The organism is Trebonia kvetii, from assembly GCF_007827045.1.
In the GTDB taxonomy this organism is placed as follows: Bacteria; Actinomycetota; Actinomycetes; order Streptosporangiales; family Streptosporangiaceae; genus Trebonia; species Trebonia kvetii.
In genome coordinates, this window is sequence record NZ_RPFW01000006.1 from 287,829 (window position 1) to 303,963 (window position 16,135).

The 16,135-nt window shown below is 68.8% G+C and carries 16 protein-coding genes; 12 read left to right on the forward strand and 4 right to left on the reverse strand.

From position 1 onward, the window contains the following. Nucleotides 1-33 precede the first annotated feature (33 nt). The 9 genes from EAS64_RS29965 (at nt 34) to EAS64_RS30005 (ending at nt 10,757) form a co-directional block, all read left to right on the forward strand. On the forward strand, nt 34-1,494 hold the full coding sequence (locus EAS64_RS29965; RefSeq protein ID WP_145858493.1) for a trimethylamine methyltransferase family protein: 1,461 nt from the start codon (nt 34-36) through the stop codon (nt 1,492-1,494). Between the two features lie 95 nt (nt 1,495-1,589). Next, entirely contained in the window at nt 1,590-2,462 is an 873-nt protein-coding gene (gene purU, locus EAS64_RS29970; RefSeq protein ID WP_145858495.1) for a formyltetrahydrofolate deformylase, read from the forward strand. Between the two features lie 87 nt (nt 2,463-2,549). Then, nucleotides 2,550-3,533: an ABC transporter ATP-binding protein gene (locus EAS64_RS29975; protein WP_145858497.1), complete on the forward strand. Its 984-nt coding sequence runs from the start codon at nt 2,550-2,552 to the stop codon at nt 3,531-3,533. Further along, nucleotides 3,530-4,768, forward strand: coding sequence for an ABC transporter permease (locus EAS64_RS29980; RefSeq protein ID WP_145858499.1), 1,239 nt, complete (start codon nt 3,530-3,532; stop codon nt 4,766-4,768). Before EAS64_RS29975 ends, EAS64_RS29980 begins: the two co-directional genes overlap by 4 nt. A gap of 119 nt (nt 4,769-4,887) precedes the next feature. Further along, nucleotides 4,888-6,471 carry a purple acid phosphatase family protein gene (locus tag EAS64_RS29985; RefSeq protein ID WP_145858501.1) on the forward strand — a complete coding sequence of 528 codons (1,584 nt, stop codon included), beginning with the start codon at nt 4,888-4,890 and terminating at the stop codon, nt 6,469-6,471. 73 nt (nt 6,472-6,544) lie between these two features. Beyond that, nucleotides 6,545-7,858, forward strand: a complete 1,314-nt coding sequence (locus EAS64_RS29990; protein WP_145858503.1) for an MFS transporter — start codon at nt 6,545-6,547, stop codon at nt 7,856-7,858. A gap of 45 nt (nt 7,859-7,903) precedes the next feature. Then, the gene (locus tag EAS64_RS29995; RefSeq protein WP_145858504.1) at nt 7,904-8,437 is read left to right on the forward strand and encodes an aldo/keto reductase; all 534 of its coding nucleotides are present in this window, start codon (nt 7,904-7,906) and stop codon (nt 8,435-8,437) included. An 80-nt stretch (nt 8,438-8,517) separates the two neighbouring features. After that, on the forward strand, nt 8,518-9,531 hold the full coding sequence (locus EAS64_RS30000; RefSeq protein ID WP_145858506.1) for a phosphotransferase family protein: 1,014 nt from the start codon (nt 8,518-8,520) through the stop codon (nt 9,529-9,531). After that, entirely contained in the window at nt 9,531-10,757 is a 1,227-nt protein-coding gene (locus tag EAS64_RS30005; protein WP_145858508.1) for an acyl-CoA dehydrogenase family protein, read from the forward strand. Before EAS64_RS30000 ends, EAS64_RS30005 begins: the two co-directional genes overlap by 1 nt. 7 nt (nt 10,758-10,764) lie before the next feature. On the opposite strand, the gene EAS64_RS30010 is transcribed toward EAS64_RS30005, so the two are convergent. Both EAS64_RS30010 and EAS64_RS30015 read right to left on the reverse strand, forming a co-directional pair. After that, nucleotides 10,765-11,175, reverse strand: coding sequence for a Rossmann-fold NAD(P)-binding domain-containing protein (locus EAS64_RS30010; protein WP_187366275.1), 411 nt, complete (start codon nt 11,173-11,175; stop codon nt 10,765-10,767). Continuing rightward, a complete protein-coding gene (locus EAS64_RS30015; RefSeq protein ID WP_187366276.1) occupies nt 11,159-12,424 on the reverse strand; it encodes an N-acetyltransferase in 1,266 nt (421 codons plus the stop codon). The genes EAS64_RS30010 and EAS64_RS30015 overlap by 17 nt, the downstream gene beginning before the upstream one ends. 172 nt (nt 12,425-12,596) lie before the next feature. Between EAS64_RS30015 and EAS64_RS46915 the strand changes: the two genes are divergently transcribed. Then, nucleotides 12,597-13,304 carry an FAD-dependent monooxygenase gene (locus EAS64_RS46915; protein WP_222849718.1) on the forward strand — a complete coding sequence of 236 codons (708 nt, stop codon included), beginning with the start codon at nt 12,597-12,599 and terminating at the stop codon, nt 13,302-13,304. Beyond that, complete coding sequence (locus tag EAS64_RS46920) at nt 13,301-13,786, forward strand: FAD-dependent monooxygenase (RefSeq protein ID WP_222849719.1); 486 nt, start codon at nt 13,301-13,303, stop codon at nt 13,784-13,786. The genes EAS64_RS46915 and EAS64_RS46920 overlap by 4 nt, the downstream gene beginning before the upstream one ends. On the opposite strand, the gene EAS64_RS30025 is transcribed toward EAS64_RS46920, so the two are convergent. Further along, a complete protein-coding gene (locus EAS64_RS30025; protein WP_187366277.1) occupies nt 13,667-14,665 on the reverse strand; it encodes a DMT family transporter in 999 nt (332 codons plus the stop codon). The two genes, EAS64_RS46920 and EAS64_RS30025, sit on opposite strands and share 120 nt — an antisense overlap. Before the next feature lie 86 nt (nt 14,666-14,751). Further along, entirely contained in the window at nt 14,752-15,285 is a 534-nt protein-coding gene (locus tag EAS64_RS30030; protein ID WP_145858513.1) for an isochorismatase family protein, read from the reverse strand. A 143-nt stretch (nt 15,286-15,428) separates the two neighbouring features. Between EAS64_RS30030 and EAS64_RS30035 the strand changes: the two genes are divergently transcribed. Then, nucleotides 15,429-15,665, forward strand: coding sequence for a hypothetical protein (locus EAS64_RS30035; RefSeq protein WP_145858515.1), 237 nt, complete (start codon nt 15,429-15,431; stop codon nt 15,663-15,665). The last annotated feature ends 470 nt before the right edge of the window (nt 15,666-16,135 follow it).

Genomic DNA, 16,135 nt, shown 5'->3' on the forward strand with positions numbered 1-16,135 from the left:
CCACTTTATGGAACCAAGTTCTACGATATGAGCGTGTTTGTCAATAGAATGCCGCGCTACGAGATCCTCTCTCCGGACGCGATCGCGGTCCTCGACAAGGGCTGGCGACGCATTGTCTCCGAGGTCGGCGTGCAATTCGCCAAACCGGAGGCGGTCGACCTATTCGCCAAGGCCGGGCAGCGGACCGACGGCGAGATCGTCTACCTCGACCCCGAGTTCGTGCTCGAGCAGGTCGCCAAGGTGCCGCGCGAGTTCGACATCCAGGCGCGCAACCCCGCCAACACGGTGCACATCGGCGGCGACCACATGGTGTTCGGCGCGGTCTACGGGTCACCGTTCGTCCGCGAGGGCGCGGTCAGGCGCGACGCCACGCTCGACGACTTCCACAAGCTGTGCCAGCTCTCACAGGCATTCCCGCAGCTGGACACCGCCGGCGGGGTGATCTGCGAGCCGAACGACGCGCCGCTCGACTCCAGGCACCTGGACATGATCCACGCACTCAGCACGCTGACCGACAAGATCTACATGGGCAACGTGGTCTCCGGGCCGAACGCGGCGGACACGATCGCGATGACCGAGATCCTGTTCGGCGGCGGTGCGGGCCGCGAGGCCGGCCACGCCTCGATCGAGCGGACGCCAGCCGTGGTCTCGCTGATCAACTGCAACTCGCCGCTGCGCTGGGACGACCGGATGCTCGACGCGCAGTTCGAGTACTGCGCCGCCGGCCAGCCGGTGGTGCTCACGCCGTTCCTGCTGATGGGCGCGATGTCCCCGGTGTCGATCCCGGCGGCGCTCGCGCAGCAGCTCGCCGAGGCCATGGCGGGCATCGCCCTCGCGCAGCTCATCAGGCCCGGCTGCCCGGTCATCTTCGGGTCATTCCTGTCCAACATCGACATGCAGTCGGGGTCGCCCTCGTTCGGCACGCCCGAGTCGGCGATCGGCCTGCTGTGCACCGGCCAGCTCGCACGGCACTACGGTCTGCCCTTCCGCACCGGCGGCGGTCTCAACTCCTCGCAGACCGCGGACGCCCAGGCCGCCTACGAGTCGCTGATGACCCTGCTGCCCACGTTCCTTGCAGGCGCCAACTTCGTGATGCACGCGGCGGGATGGCTCGAGGGCGGTCTTGTCAGCTGCTATGAGAAGTTCATTATCGACATCGAGCTGCTCCGCGAGCTCCGGGTCGAATTCACCCCGCTGGAGATCACCGAGGAATCGCTCGCATTCGGCGCTCACGTCGAGGTCGGTCACGGCGGGCACTTCCTCGGCGCGGCCCACACTATGGAACGGTTCAGGGACTGCTTCTACCGTCCGCTGCTTTCCTCTACGGCCAACTTCGAGCGCTGGCTGCGGTACGGCGGCAAGGACGCCACCGAGCGGGCGGGCGAGATCTGGCGGTCAACCCTCGACAGCTACCAGCCGCCCCCGCTCGACGACGCCATCCGGGCGGAGCTGGACGACTACGTATCGAGGCGGCGTGTGGAGCTTGGCGACTGATAAGTCCAGACGCCTTTGGGGCTGGCCACAAAGGCGTCTGGCACTCCCTTTGTACGACTAAATCCATGCTCAGCAAGGCATGTATGGTGGGTGATATGAGCAAGTCGCAGACTAACGGCCTTGAGTTTGTGCTGACGCTGTCCTGCCCGGACAAGCCAGGCATTGTCTACGCGGTGTCGAGTTTCCTGGTGCAGCACTCGGCCAACATCATCGCCAGCCAGCAGTATGGCGAGCCGGACGGCGGCCTGTTCTTCATGCGCGTGCACTTCTCCGTGCCGCAGCCCGGCCGGGCGACTGCCGAGCTCGAGCGCGACTTCACCTGGGTTGCCGAGGCCTTCCACATGACCTGGCAGCTGCACGACAAGTCCGAGCGGATCAAGACCCTGCTCATGGTCTCCCAGCTCGGCCACTGCCTGAACGACCTGCTGTTCCGCTGGTCGACGGGCTCACTGCCGATCGACATCACCGGTGTGGTCTCCAACCACGCGGTCTTCCGCGGCCTCACGGAGTCCTACAAGCTGGCCTTCCACCACATCCCCGTGACCAAGGAGACCAAGCCGGCCGCCGAGGCCGAGCTCATGTCGATCATCGACGAGACGAACACCGAGCTGATCGTGCTCGCCCGCTACATGCAGATCCTGTCTCCCGAGGTGTGCAAGCGCGTCGAGGGCCGGATGATCAACATCCACCACTCGTTCCTGCCGTCCTTCAAGGGCGCCAAGCCCTACCACCAGGCGCACGCGAAGGGCGTGAAGCTGATCGGCGCGACGGCGCACTACGTGACGCCTGACCTGGACGAGGGACCGATCATCGAGCAGGGCCTGATGCGCGTGGACCACTCCCACTCACCGGAGCGGCTGGTCGAGGCGGGCCGCGACGTGGAGGCCCAGGTGCTGGCCCGCGCGGTCACCTGGCACGCCGAGCACCGCATCCTGCTCAACGGGAACCGGACCGTCGTTTTGCAGTAACCGCCGGGGGCGTCCCCCGTACCCGAGTTCCGCCGCACCTCAAGATACGTCTTGTTGGCGGACTTCAATATGTGATATCACTTTGATATGACTTCGCCAGAACTCGAGCTCGACGGGCTGCGGCGGCGGTACGGGACGGTCACCGCGCTCGACGGGCTGACTTTCGGCGTTCCCGCGGGCCAGGTCTTCGGATTCCTCGGCCCGAACGGCGCGGGCAAGACGACCACCATGCGCGCCATCTTCGGCGTCGCCGCACTGGACGCGGGCGAGATCCGCTGGCGGAGTCGCCCGGTCGGTGAGGCCGCCCGCCGCACGTTCGGCTACATGCCTGAGGAGCGCGGTCTCTACCCCGCCATGGAGCTGTTCGACCAGGTGGAGTACTTCGCGCTGCTGCACGGCATGGACGCCCCGGCCGCCGCGAGTGCCGCGAAGCACTGGATCGACCGCCTTGGCCTGTCTGGCAGGGAAGGCACCAGGATCGACGCGCTCTCCCACGGCAACCAGCAGCGGGCGCAGCTCGCCGTCGCGCTCGTCCACGATCCGGAACTGCTCGTGCTCGATGAGCCGTTCTCCGGCCTCGACCCCGGCGGCATCGACGACATGAGCTCCATCCTCAGGGAGCGCGCCGCCGCCGGCGTCACCGTGCTGTTCTCCAGCCACCAGCTCGACCTCGTCGAGGACATCTGCGAGGCGGTGGCGATCATCCACCACGGCCGCCTCGTCGTGTCCGGCCCGGTGGCCGAGCTGCGCCGCGGCGACCGTCCCCGGCTCGCGGTCCGGGTGTCGGGCGACACCGCGGCCGCCTGGGCGGCGGGGCTCGGTGAGACAAGCGGGACGGTGGACGCGGTGCGCGCCGATGGCACCGCGGAGATATCCATAACGAGTTCGGCCGACTCCCAGGCGATCCTGGATCGCGCCAGGGCGGCGGGGACCGTGGAGCACTTCGCGTACGAGGACCGGTCGCTTTCTGAGGTGTTCCGCCGGGCCACGGGGGCCTCGGTGGGCCAGGCGGAGGCCGAGCACGCCGCGGCGAGCATGGCAAGCGGGGTAACGACGGGAGCGCGGCGATGAGCACGGACACGGTGAGGACGGCCCAGCCGGCGAGCGGCCAGGGCGGCTCCGCGCGCGACGGGGCGGCGCTGCGAATGACCTGGCTGGTGGCGCGCAGGGAGATCAGGCTGCGGGCCAAGACGCGGGTGTTCGTGATCACGACCGTGATCATGCTCATCGCGGTCGCGCTCGCCGTGGCGCTGCCCGCCATCCTGTCCGGCAAGAGCAAGCCGACGCGTGTCGGCATCGTGGGCGGCGACACGACCACGCTGAGCAGCATCGTCACCGAGGCGGGACGGCTGTCCGGCGGGCAGGCGATCGCTGTTACCGAGCCGAGCCAGGCAGCCGCGGAAGCGGCGCTGCGCAGCGGCGACCTGGGCGCCGTGCTCGTCGACGGCAAGGAGATCATCGTCAAGCAGGTGCCGCTCGGCGGCCCTTCCGGTGCCGTCGCGTCGCTCGCGCAACTCGCCGGGCTCTCCCACCTGATCCAGACCGTGCCCGGCGCCGCGTCCGCGGTGGCCCAGGGGGTTTCGCTGCCGGTGCGCGGGCTCCAGGCGCCGTCGACCTCGCTGTCGTCCCGGCTGACCGGCCTGTTCACCGTCATCGTCGTCTGGATACTGATCAGCGTGTACGGGTCGCAGATCGCGCTCGGCATCGGCGAGGAGAAGTCAAGCCGGGTGATCGAGGTGCTGCTGTCGACGGTCCGCCCGACGCAGTTGCTGATCGGCAAGGTGCTCGGCATCGGACTGCTCGCGCTCGGCCAGGCGGTGGCGATGGTCCTGGTGTTCATCATCGCGGGCTTCGCGTCGGGTTCGAACCTGGTGCACGGCGCCACGCTCGGCGTGGTCATCGCCGGCGGTGTGTTCATCGTGCTGGGCTACGCGTTCTACTGCACCGCATTCGCGGCCGCGGGGTCGCTGGTGTCCAGGCAGTCCGACGTGAACTCGACCATCATGCCGGTGCAGCTCCCGCTGATCCTCGCCTACGCGCTGTCCTACACGGTCATCTACGCCAACGGGGCGAGCAAGTTCTATCACGTGCTCGGCTTCCTGCCGCCGACCGCGCCGATCGCGATGCCCGTGCTGTACGCCGCGGGCGACGTACCGCTGTGGCAGGTAGCCGTGTCCGCCGTCATCTGCGCCGCCGGTGTCGTGTGGATGGCCAGGATCGCCGTGCGGATCTACGCCAATTCCATTCTGAAGACCGGCCCGCGCATCAGCTTCCGCCAGGCCATCAGGGAAAGCAGGAACGCCTAAGGCGCGTAATAGGAAAACCCGCAAAAGCCACCTTGCGTTCATCGTGCATGTACCCGGAGTGCAATGCACCCGGCGAGTATTGCCGCCGTCCCTACTCCAGCCAAACTCAGGAGACAGGCATGAACGCTGACGGTAATAAGCCGACGCTCTCGCGGCGGCAAGCGCTGGCGGCCGCGGGGGCTGCGGCCGTCGCGGTCCCGCTCGCGGCGGCCGGGCGCGCCAAGGCGGCGCCGCTCGTCCGGCAGGCCGATGTGGCCGGCGCGCCAACCCCGCAGGGTCTGCACGTGCAGTTCGGGGCGGACGCGGCGAAGCAGGCGGCGGTGTCGTGGGTATCGCCGGCCCGGGTATGGAGGCCCCGGCTCCGGCTCGGCAAGGTCGACACCGGTTACGGCACCGAGGTGCACGCGGAGGAACGCGTCTATACCGAGGCGCTCACCGGTCAGACCGTGTTCACCTATCACGCCATCCTCGACCACCTCAACCCCGACACCCATTACCTCTACCAGGTGCTCAGCGACGGCGCCGCTCCCGCGAACGGAATGTTCCGCACCGCCCCGAGGGGCCGGTCCCGCGGCTTCCGGTTCACCAGCTTCGGCGACCAGGCGGTCCCGATGAAGATCGGCCAGGGCCTTGGCCCGTGGACCGTGAACGCCGGGTACATCGTGCCCGCCGTCGAGAAGCTCGACCCGCTGTTCAACCTGTTCAACGGCGACCTCTGCTACGCCAACGTCAGCGACGACCCGGTCGCGACCTGGTCGGCCTTCCACAACAACGACCAGGCCTCGTGGGCGAACCGCGCCTGGATGCCTGCCGCGGGCAACCACGAAAACGAGGTCGGCAACGGCCCGCAGGGCTATCTGTCGTACCAGACACGGTTCGCGCTCCCCGACAACGGCTCGGCCAGCTTCAAGGGCAACTGGTACGCGTTCACCGTCGGGTCGATCCGGGTCATCTCACTCAACAACGACGACGTCTGCCTGCAGGACGGCGCATTCAGCGCCTTCCGCCGTGACCACGTGCCGAACTACGCGGCGAACGGGTACAACCCCTACATCACCGGCTACTCGGGCGGCGCGCAGCGGGCGTGGCTTGAGCGGGAGCTCGCCGCCGCGTCCCGGTCGGATGACATCGACTGGATCATTGTCTGCATGCACCAGGTCGCGATGTCGTCGGCGCACTTCAACGGCGCCGACCTGGGCATCAGGCAGAACTGGCTGCCGCTGTTCGACAAGTACGGCGTCGACCTGGTGGTGGCGGGGCATGAGCACCACTTCGAGCGGAGCTTCCCAGTGCGCGGCACCCTGTCCGGTTCCACGCTGCTCACGCCGGCGCCGCAGTCCAGCGACCCGTCGGTCATGGACACATCGCGCGGCACCGTCCACATGATCATCGGCGGCGGCGGTCACTCGACGCCCACGCCGGTGGCCGACTTCGACTCGCCGCACGACGGGGTCCTGATCACCTCGGTCGGGGCGGGCAGCCCGCAGGCCGGGCACCCCTCGATCACCACCACCGAGCCTGCCCCGTGGTCGGCCTACCGGGACCTGGTCACGCCGTACGGGTTCGCCTCGTTCGACTTCGTGCCGCACGAGCATGGCGGCACCACCTCGATCACCGTCACCCACTACGGCGCCGAAGTCGGCTCACCCGACTACACCCAGCGCGACCAGTTCGTGATGCGCAAGAAGCTCGCCTGGGCGTAGCTGGCGCACACAGCGGGTTGTCCGGGCGGCCAGCTCAGCCAGCCGTCCGGACGACTCGCTAAAATGCTCATATATGACCATGTCGGACGCCGACGCTCAGGCGGGGCAAGACGCGGAACCCGAGCGGAGACGGCTGATCCTGCGCAGGTCTTTTCAGTCGCTTGAGTCGCCCGCCTATCGGGCCTGGTTTTTCAGCCAGGTGTTTTCCGCGTCGGGGACCATGACTCAGGTCGTGGCGATGTCCTGGTTTCTGCTGCGGCTGACCGGCGACAGCGTCGACCTCGGGCTGATGGCCACATTCACCTTCCTGCCGGTGCTGCTGCTCAGCCCGCACGCCGGGGCACTTGTCGACCGGGTCGACCGGCGCAAGCTGCTGATCGCGACCCAGATAGCGTTCGGGCTCCTCGCCGCGGCCGCCGCCGCGATCATCGCCGCAGGTGTCGCCGAGGCGTGGATGATCTTCCTGATCACGCTGCTTAACGGCTTCGTGTTCGCGCCGGACAGCACCGCGCGCCAGGTCTACGTGGTGGACCTGGTGGGCACCGAGCGGCTGGCTTCGGCGGTCGGACTCTACGAGATCATCCTGAACGTCTCCCGAGTCGCCGGGCCCGCGCTTGGCGGGGCGCTGCTCGCCACGGCGGGGGTCGCCGCCTGCTGTGCGGTGAACGCCGCCTCCTACCTGATACCGCTCTACGTGCTGCTGCGGTACAAGCCCGCACATGTGACGGCCGCAACCCTCAGGACGGCGGGCGCTCAGCGGCAGCCTTCGGTTTCGCTCCGCGACGGGATCGGGTATGCGTGGCGGCACGGGCCGATCCGGGTCTGCGTCGGGCTCGCGGCGGCCTCGGGGCTGCTGTTCAACATGGGTGTCTCGCTGCCGGTGCTTGCCACTCATGCCTTTCACCTGGGCGGTGGCGGGTACGGGCTGCTGATGTCGGTGTTCGGGATCGGTGCGCTGCCCGGCGCGCTGCTGGCCTCCTCAGGCGATGGCCGGCCGACTGGACGGCGGGTCGGCGTCCTCGCCCTGGCGACCGCTGCCGCGATCGGATGCACCGCGCTCGCGCCGGCGCTGTGGCTGGCCATCATCGGGCTGCTGGCGGTAGGGCTGCTGTCGATCTGGTTCATCGCCGCGGCCAACACGCTGGTCCAGCTCGCCGCCGGCGACGGGATGCGCGGCCGGATGATGGGGCTGTGGACCATGGCGCTGCCGGGTGCCCAGGTGGGCACCGGGCCGTTCGCCGGCTGGGTGACGGAGGTGGCCGGTCCCCGGGTGGGCTTCGCGCTGCCCGCCATGGCGCTCTCCGCGATCGCCGGCGCCGGCTGGCAGGCGCTGACCGCGAGCCCCGCCGTCGTCGCGGACGTTTCCGCCGAGTCCGCCGTAGGGTGATACGTGGCCTGTGTCCGGGTCAGCAAATCGTGAACGGGTTCAATGATGACCGCTATCGGGAGTTCCGGCCTCGACGTGTTCCCGCTCGGGCTTGGCGGCAACACCTTCGGCTGGACGTCGGACAGGGAAACGTCGTTCGCGGTGCTCGACGCCTTCGTGGCGGTGGCGCTCCAGCCGCACTACAACCTGCTTGAACGCGCCTCATACGAGACCTCGCTCGCGCCCTCGGCCGCCGAGTTCGGACTCGGCGTCCTGCCGTACTGCGCGCTGGCCGGCGGCTTCCTCGCCGGCAAGTACCGCAGCGCCGCCGACCACGCGGGGGCAGCCAGGCAGCCGGCTGCCGCCAGGTACCTGACGCCGGCCGGGCTCGGCGTACTGGCGGCGCTCGATTCGGTTGCCGCCGACCACGGGGTCTCGCCGGCGACGGTGGCGCTGGCCTGGCTGCTCACCAGGCCGGGTGTGGTTGCGCCGCTCGCTAGCGCCCGCACCGTGGAACAGCTGCCCGCGTTGCTCGCCTCGGCCGCCCTCAACCTGACGCCCGACGACATCGCGGTACTCGATGAGGCGTCCGCCACGTAGCCGCCGGGGGGCTTGCGGGTATAGGTGGCTGGAGGGTAAAACCCAAGGATGGTCCAGTCGCACCGAAGCAGATTCCAGAAATGACCGACCTCCCCGGGCTGGACTTGTCACGGTTCGCCGCCTGGTTCGACGGCGCGTGCCCCGGCCAGATCGGCGGGCCGCTGACCGGACGCCTGCTGGCCGGCGGCAGGTCCAACCTGACCTACGAGGTCAGCGACGGCACGCACCGCTGGGTGGTGCGCCGTCCGCCGCTCGGCCACGTGCTCGCCACCGCGCACGACATGGGGCGCGAGTACCGGGTGATAAGCGCGTTGCGCGACACCAGCGTTCCCGTCGCCCTGACCTATGCCCTGTGCACCGACCCCGAGGTGATCGGCGCGCCCTTCTACGTGATGTCGCGGATCGACGGGATCCCCTACCGGACCGAGGAGGAGATCAGGCCGCTCGGCCCCGTCCGCACCAGGGCCATCGCCTGGCGGATGATCGAAACCCTGGCGCTGCTGCACGCGGTGGCGCCCGCCGAGGTGGGGCTGGCCGACTTCGGCCGACCTGAGGGCTTCCTGCCCCGGCAGGTTCGCCGCTGGAAGAAGCAGCTGGACGCGTCTCGTAGCCGGCCGGTTCCCGGGATCGACGAGCTGTACGAACTGCTCGCGGCGAGGCAGCCTGAGGGCACCCCGGCCACGATCGTGCACGGCGACTACCGTCTTGACAACCTTCTTGTCGGCCCCGACGACAAGATCGCGGCGGTGGTGGACTGGGAGATGGCGACCCTGGGCGATCCCCTGACCGACCTCGGCCTGCTCGTGGTCTACCAGCGGATGGACAGGCTGCATGAGGGTCCGATGGCGAGCGAGGCGCCCGGCTATCCGAGCGAGACCGAGATACTCGACCGCTACGCGGAGGCCAGCGGGCGCGACCTGTCCGATCTTGGCTTCTATATCGCCCTCGGCTCGTTCAAGCTGGCGGTGATCCTCGAGGGCATTCACTACCGGTACGTCCACGGCCAGACTGTCGGCGACGGGTTCGAGCGGATCGGCTCGCAAGTCGAGCCGCTGGTGGTTTCCGGACTAGCAGCCATTCGGAAGGAAAACTGATGGACTTCGGCTTCGACGCGCGCACCGAAGAACTGCGCGGCCAACTGCTCGGATTCATGGACGAGTGCGTCTACCCGGCCGAGCCGGTCTTCCACGAGCAGCTCGCGGCGCTCGATAACCGCTGGGCATGGACGACCGTGCCGGTGCTCGCCGAACTGCGGGCGCAGGCAAAGTCCCGCGGCCTGTGGAACTTCTTCCTGCCGGGCGAGCACGGCGCGGGACTGACGAACCTCCAGTACGCGCCGCTCGCCGAGATCACCGGCCGGAGCCACCTGGCGCCCGCCTCGCTCAACTGCTCCGCGCCCGACACCGGCAACATGGAGGTTCTCGCCGCCTTCGGCAGTCCCGATCAGCAGAAGCGCTGGCTCCAGCCGCTGCTCAACGGCGAGATCCGCTCGTCGTTCGCGATGACGGAGCCGGACGTTGCCTCCTCTGATGCGACCAACATCGCCACCCGCATCGAGCGCGACGGCGACGAGTACGTGATCAACGGCCGCAAGTGGTGGATCACCGGGGCGCTCAACCCGCAGGCGGAGATCTTCATCGTGATGGGCAAGACCGACCCGTCCGCCGAACGACACCGCCAGCAGTCCATGATCCTGGTGCCGCGCGACACACCCGGCCTGTCCATCCTCCGCGGCATGGAGGTCTTCGGCTACGACGACCACAACCACGGCGGGCACGCCGAGCTCGATTTCAGCGACGTCCGGGTGCCCGCGGCCAACCTGATCGGCGGCGAGGGAGACGGCTTCGCCATCGCGCAGGCCCGGCTCGGGCCTGGCCGCATCCACCACTGCATGCGCTCGATCGGCGTCGCCGAGCGGGCCGTCGAGCTCATGTGCGCCCGCGCGGACTCGCGGGTCGCCTTCGGCAAGCCCTTGGCCGACCAGGGTGTCATCAGGGACTGGATCGCCGAGTCGCGCGTGCGGATCGAGCAGCTGCGGCTCCTGGTGTTCAAGGCCGCCTGGCTGATGGACACGGTCGGCAACAAGAAGGCGCACACGGAGATCCAGGCCATCAAGATCGCGACGCCCGCGACCGTGGAGTGGATCCTCGACAAGGCGATCCAGGTGCACGGCGCCGGCGGGCTCAGCCAGGACTTCCCGCTCGCGGCCTCCTTCGCGGGCATCCGCACGCTCCGCTTCGCCGACGGCCCCGACGAGGTGCACAAGAACGGCCTAGCCCGTGCCGAGCTTGCCAGGCAGCGCGCCAAGCGCGGCGCGTAGGCCTGAATTACGCCCTGCCCGGTCGTGAGTCAGCCGGCGGACAGCCGTTGCCGCAGCGCGCTGCGGAAGGTGACTGGCTCGCGGCCGAGCAGGGCGGCCAGCGTCGGGTCGATCGTGGCGAATTCGCCCGCCCGGCTTGCGGCGAAGATGGCGAGCAGCTCACGGCCGCCTCGGCGGGAACGCCGCCGGCCGTGAGCTTCTCCCTGAATTCATCGCCGGGGACGATGGTCCTAGTGAAGACCCGTCCGGTGAGGTCGGTCGCGATTGACCCGATGTCCGCGAACGTCAGTGCCTGCGCTCCGGTGAGCGGCGGCGTCGGGCCGTCGAACCGGCCCTCGTCCGCCAGGATCACGGCGGCGGCCTCGGCCAGGTCGGCGTGTGCCGTCCAGCTCGCCGGACCGTCAGCGGGAAGCGCCACGCTGCCGGCCTCCAGCGCGTGGCCGAGGAAATGCAGCGCGCTCAAGGGTGACCCGGCCTTGCTGGGCATTCTCCGGGAGTCCACGGTCGCCGCCGTCACCAGCCAGCAGCCCGCTGTCCGGGACTCGGGGCCGGGCGGCGCTGCCAGGGCATTGCGCGCCGTCCTGCCAGACCAGACGGCACTCAGCGGCGCGGAGCAGTCGCTGCTGCGCGAATGGCTGGACCGTCTCGCCGCCCGCGAGTAACCCGCGTACCGGGAGGGCGAAGAACTGGGCGCCGGGCTCGGCCAGTTCGTAGCCGAGTGTCTCGTTGACCGCGATCATGTACGAGTTGGCCTCGGCGTTGTTGGTCTCGATCCGCTCGATGCCCGGCTCCGCCGTCGCGAGCCAGTCGAGCATCGCCGCCTTGGTGAGCAGGCCGAGGCGGTGACCGCGGTGCGGCCTGGTCACCCCGGTGAGCCCCTGGCGTCCCCAGGCCGGTTCCCCGGGGTCGACGAACACCTGGGTCATTGCCGCCATCTCTCCTGTTTCCTCGTGCACCGCAGCGACCGAGTAGCCCAGTTGCCCGCCGAGCCGCACCGACATGTCGCCCCGCGCGCGCACCCGGTCGGCGTCCCAGATGTCGTCCTCGAACCAGCCTTCCTCGCGCGGCGCGTCGTTCATCGCGTTGAGCACCCCGGCGACCCCGCCCAGCGCGGCCTCCGGTGTCGCGCCTGTCCACCGCAGCATGGAGTATCCGGCCGCGTGCGGTACGGCCTGCGCCTGGAGGTCCGCGAACCGGCCGGCGGGAACCTTCCGCAGGTCGAGGATGCGGCGCGCGTCCACAATGCCAGGCTCCGCGCCGAGCGACCGCGCGAAGGCCTCGCCTGCCGATCCCTGGATCGCATTCCCATCGAGGAACCTGCGCCCGCCGGCCGCTGCCCGGCGCCACCCGTGGGCGAGGAGTCCGCGGCCGATGCCGCGGCGTCGGAACGCGGGGTGCACGACCGGTTCGATGAACGCGCGGTCCCTGTTCTCCAGGTCAGGCAACACGACCCGGCACCACGCGGCGACACCGCTCGGCCCTGCGGCCGCTGTTGAGCCGGCGGGCACGTACCAGGCCTCGGCCGGATCGTACCCCCAGCCATGCGTGAGCAATGCGGTGAAAAGCTGAAGCGAGAAGGGCGGTTCCTGCTGCGGGTCGTCCGCCTCCTGCGCCGCCACGTGCACGGCGTGGCAGGCCCGCACGAGGTCGCCGTCCGCCATGTCCACCCGTTCTATCCGCACCCTTCCAACAAACACCCGCCGGGCTGGGAACGCGAGCGGTTTTCCGACGCCGGTTCAAGCCGTACGGTCTTCAGCTCTGGTTGTGCGATACCGGCTGCCTGACATGAGATGATCCGCAGGTGCTTATCCGCGTGCGCACCACTGGCGGGCAAGCGCCATGACGCAGGTGCCGCACGAATCCGTGCCGGTCGTCATTGTCGGCGGCGGCGTATCCGGGCTGACCGCCGCGATGCTGCTGCGGTCCTGCGGGATCAACAGCGTGATCCTCGAACGCCAGACGCGCGCCCGGGTGGAAGAGCGCCAGCGTGCCGGGCTTGTCGAGCACCGGGCGGTCCGCATGTTCGAGCAGTGGGGGCTCGGCCGTGTTCTGCACGGCTTCCCGTCGAACAACCTGCTCGAGGTCCGCGTCGACGGGCAGAGCCGGCTGCTCACCGAGGACCTGCCCGACATCGGCGCCGCCGGGAAGTCGGTTCTGCAGCAGGCCCTGGTGCGCGGCCTCGTCGCCGCCTTCCTCGCCGACGGCGGTGACCTGCGCTTCGAGGCGGCCGACGTGGCGCTGCACGGGATTGACTCCGATAGGCCCGTGGTCAGCTACACCGACAGAGACGGGCAGGCCCGCAAGATCGAATGCGACTTCGTGGCTGGCTGCGACGGCGACCGGGGGATAAGCGCCGCGAGCATCCCGTCCGTCGTGACCGCGGTGCACCGATATGACTACGGCATCCACTGGCTGACCGTGCTCGCCGACGCGCCCGCGCCGAGGTACGCGCTGATGGCGGCCGGAGAGCGCGGGTACGCGGCCCATTCGCGCGCGGACCGCGGGCCAGCCGGTTCTACCTGCACGTCGCCGCAGAGGACACGGTGACGGACTGGCCGGACGAGCGAATCTGGGCCGAGCTCACCCACCGCCTGCACCAGCCGGACCTGCCCACCGGGCCGGTCACCGCGACCGAGATCTTCCCGCTGCGAAGTTCGATCCGCGAGCCGATGAGCCACGGCCGGCTGTTCCTGCTCGGCGACGCCGCGCCCATCATTCCGCCGATGGGCGCCAAGGGCATGAACCTTGCCCTGTTCGACGCCGAGGTGTTCGCCTCCGCCGTCAGGGACTACACCGCGACTGGCGACGAATCGGGGTTGCGTGGCTACTCGGACACCTGCCTGGCCCGGACCTGGCGTTACCAGGAGTACTCCAACTGGCTTGCCGACATGATGCACGGCGCGTCTGGCTCACCGGTCGGCGGCGGTGACTCCTTCCGCCAGCGGATCATGCGGGCCCGCCTGGAACGGCTGCTGTCCTCCGAGGTGGCCGCGCGTTACTACGCGGAGATGTTCACCGGCCTCGGCTGAGTCTGCCGGCTTGGCGCGGCCGATCCTGATCCGGCTGCTGCTCGCCGCGAGAACCGAGCCGATCAGGATCAGCGGGAAGCCGATCCCCATGCCCGCCGTGAACCGCTCGTTGAGCAGCAGCAGGCCGAGCGCCACCGCGACCGCCGGGTTCACGTAGGTGATGACCGTCGCCCGGGCCGGACCTATCTCGCTGATCAGCGCGAAAAAGAGCACGAATGCCAGCGCGGTGCAGACGAGGCCGAGCACCGCGATCGACACGACGCCGCTCGCGGCCACGTGACTCGGCCAGTGGGTGAGTCCGTACGGAGCCCACGCTAGTGCGGAAAGCAGCAGCGCCGCGGAGACCACGGGAATGCTCGGCAGGTCGGAGAGCGTCTTGGCCATGATGATCGGGGCGGTCGCGTAGCCGACGGCGACAAGGCCGACCTCGACGAGGGCGATCGCGCTGAGGCTTCCGATGTCCAGGCCGACGAGCAGCCCAACCCCGAGAAGCCCGAGCAGCAGTCCGGCCCAGCGCCGCCCGTCGACGTGGTCTCCGGTGCCGGCGATACGCCCGGCCACGACGCCGACCAGCGGCACGGCGGCGACGAGCAATCCGGTCAGCGCGCTCGGCAGGTGCTGCTCCGCGTCACCGAGCAGCAGCCACGGAATCGCGATCTCGATCGCGGCGAACGCGACGAGCGGCTTCCAGCGCCGCAATACCGGGCCGTATCCTCCGGACCGCAGGGCGAACGGCACCAGCACAAGGCCGCCCACCACCGTGCGCAGGAAGACAAGCGTTCCAGGCGCCACATCGCGGACCGCCACCCGGATCAGCAGGTAGGGGATCCCCCAGATCACGCACATCGCAGCGAACAGGATCCAGCCACGACGGCTCACGACGCACGCCCCGATTCAACGCATTTCCCCGGCATGTCCAGCACGTTTCTTGACAGCGCCAGAGAAGGCGGAAACCTTCCCACTACTCAGCCGAATGTGATGGCGGCGGCGGGGATGACGCTGACCTCGCGATCGGGGTAGTCAACCCAGCTGAGTACCTGGTTGTAGCGGGCGACGATGCTCTCGACGCTGAGCAGGGAATCGCCTGCTTCCACCGGAGTGGAATGCCCGTCCTCGACCAGCGTCAGGTCATACCCACGGCTGAGGGCGGCACGACAGGTGGAGTCGATGCAGAACTCGGTGGCCAGCCCGGTGACGATGACACGGCTGACGTCCAGATCGCGTAGCCGTTTGTCGAGATCAGTCCCGATGAAGCTGTCGGCGTTGCGTTTGGCCAGCAGGACATCGCCATCACGAGGGGCGATCGGCTCGGCCAGCCGCCAATCGGGTTCACCGGGAACAAGGTCAGCGGCCTCATGCTGGATCACGAAAACCGGCCGGCCGGCGGCACGGGCCCGATCGGCCAGCCCCGCCAAGCGCGCGGTCAGCGCATCGGCGTCAGGAACCTCGGCGAGTATGCCCGCCTGCATGTCAATGATGAGCACGGCTTCTCCGGCCATGGCGGCATTCTAGACACACCGAGTAAAGGCTGAACCGTCTGCTTGGCGGCAGCGCTGAAAATCCACGCCTTCGCGCGTCGCTCCAAGCATGGCTCCCGCTGTCCCACCTGTGACAGGTCTGGCGACCTGATTGGATTGAGCTCATGGGAGACGACTACCCGCGGCTTCTGGTGGATCGGGACGTCTCGCCTGATACCTACCCCAGCGGTATGGCGCGGGATATGGGCGGCGGCATGCAGCTGTACATCTTGCGCCCTGGCGTTCCCGGTCGCCCGGACTTGGTGCGGATCTTTGATGAAGCGCCGCCTGACCAGTTGGCGACAGTCGATGAGCAGCGGGCATTCCATCAAGCATGGCTAGCTGAACGAAGGACGCAGTGACCAGGCGAGACGCGCACGCTGACCCATTCTCGTCCACGGAGCGCACGCCCGCGACCATCGCCGCTCTTGACAGGTTCAAGGCCAATGCCACTTAGCCTGAGTTGATCATGCCTACGCAGGGTGCACGGAGAGACATGTACTGACTTCGGGGTGAAAGTGCGCCCGATTCGGCCCGGTTTGTTCCCCCAAACTCGGTATACCTTGACCCACGGCACCCCTACGGCAGGAGGCCGGGGGCACCATCCGCCCGATTTGCCGTGTTTGCCGGGCGGAGATAGGGGCTTGCTGCTGCACGGGCATGAAGAAGGCCGGTTTCCGACACCGGAACCGGCCTTTGATCTGCGGTGGAGCTTACGGGACTCGAACCCCTGACCACCTGTTTGCAAAAGTACGCGCACGTTGTCGGTATACCGTCGCTCGCCTGGGGATCAACCTCGCGCAGGTCTGCTTCGATCGGCGTCTGTCGGGCC

Bases quoted from the DNA above. Each gene is read 5' to 3' on its own strand.
- EAS64_RS46915 (WP_222849718.1), top strand. From the start codon at position 12,597: ATGACGCAGGTGCCGCACGAATCCGTGCCGGTCGTCATTGTCGGCGGC.
- EAS64_RS30030 (WP_145858513.1), bottom strand. From the start codon at position 15,285: ATGGCCGGAGAAGCCGTGCTCATCATTGACATGCAGGCGGGCATACTC.
- EAS64_RS29975 (WP_145858497.1), top strand. From the start codon at position 2,550: ATGACTTCGCCAGAACTCGAGCTCGACGGGCTGCGGCGGCGGTACGGG.
- EAS64_RS29980 (WP_145858499.1), top strand. From the start codon at position 3,530: ATGAGCACGGACACGGTGAGGACGGCCCAGCCGGCGAGCGGCCAGGGC.
- EAS64_RS30000 (WP_145858506.1), top strand. From the start codon at position 8,518: ATGACCGACCTCCCCGGGCTGGACTTGTCACGGTTCGCCGCCTGGTTC.
- EAS64_RS29990 (WP_145858503.1), top strand. From the start codon at position 6,545: ATGACCATGTCGGACGCCGACGCTCAGGCGGGGCAAGACGCGGAACCC.
- EAS64_RS30035 (WP_145858515.1), top strand. From the start codon at position 15,429: ATGGGAGACGACTACCCGCGGCTTCTGGTGGATCGGGACGTCTCGCCT.
- EAS64_RS30005 (WP_145858508.1), top strand. From the start codon at position 9,531: ATGGACTTCGGCTTCGACGCGCGCACCGAAGAACTGCGCGGCCAACTG.
- EAS64_RS29995 (WP_145858504.1), top strand. From the start codon at position 7,904: ATGACCGCTATCGGGAGTTCCGGCCTCGACGTGTTCCCGCTCGGGCTT.
- EAS64_RS29985 (WP_145858501.1), top strand. From the start codon at position 4,888: ATGAACGCTGACGGTAATAAGCCGACGCTCTCGCGGCGGCAAGCGCTG.
- purU (WP_145858495.1), top strand. From the start codon at position 1,590: ATGAGCAAGTCGCAGACTAACGGCCTTGAGTTTGTGCTGACGCTGTCC.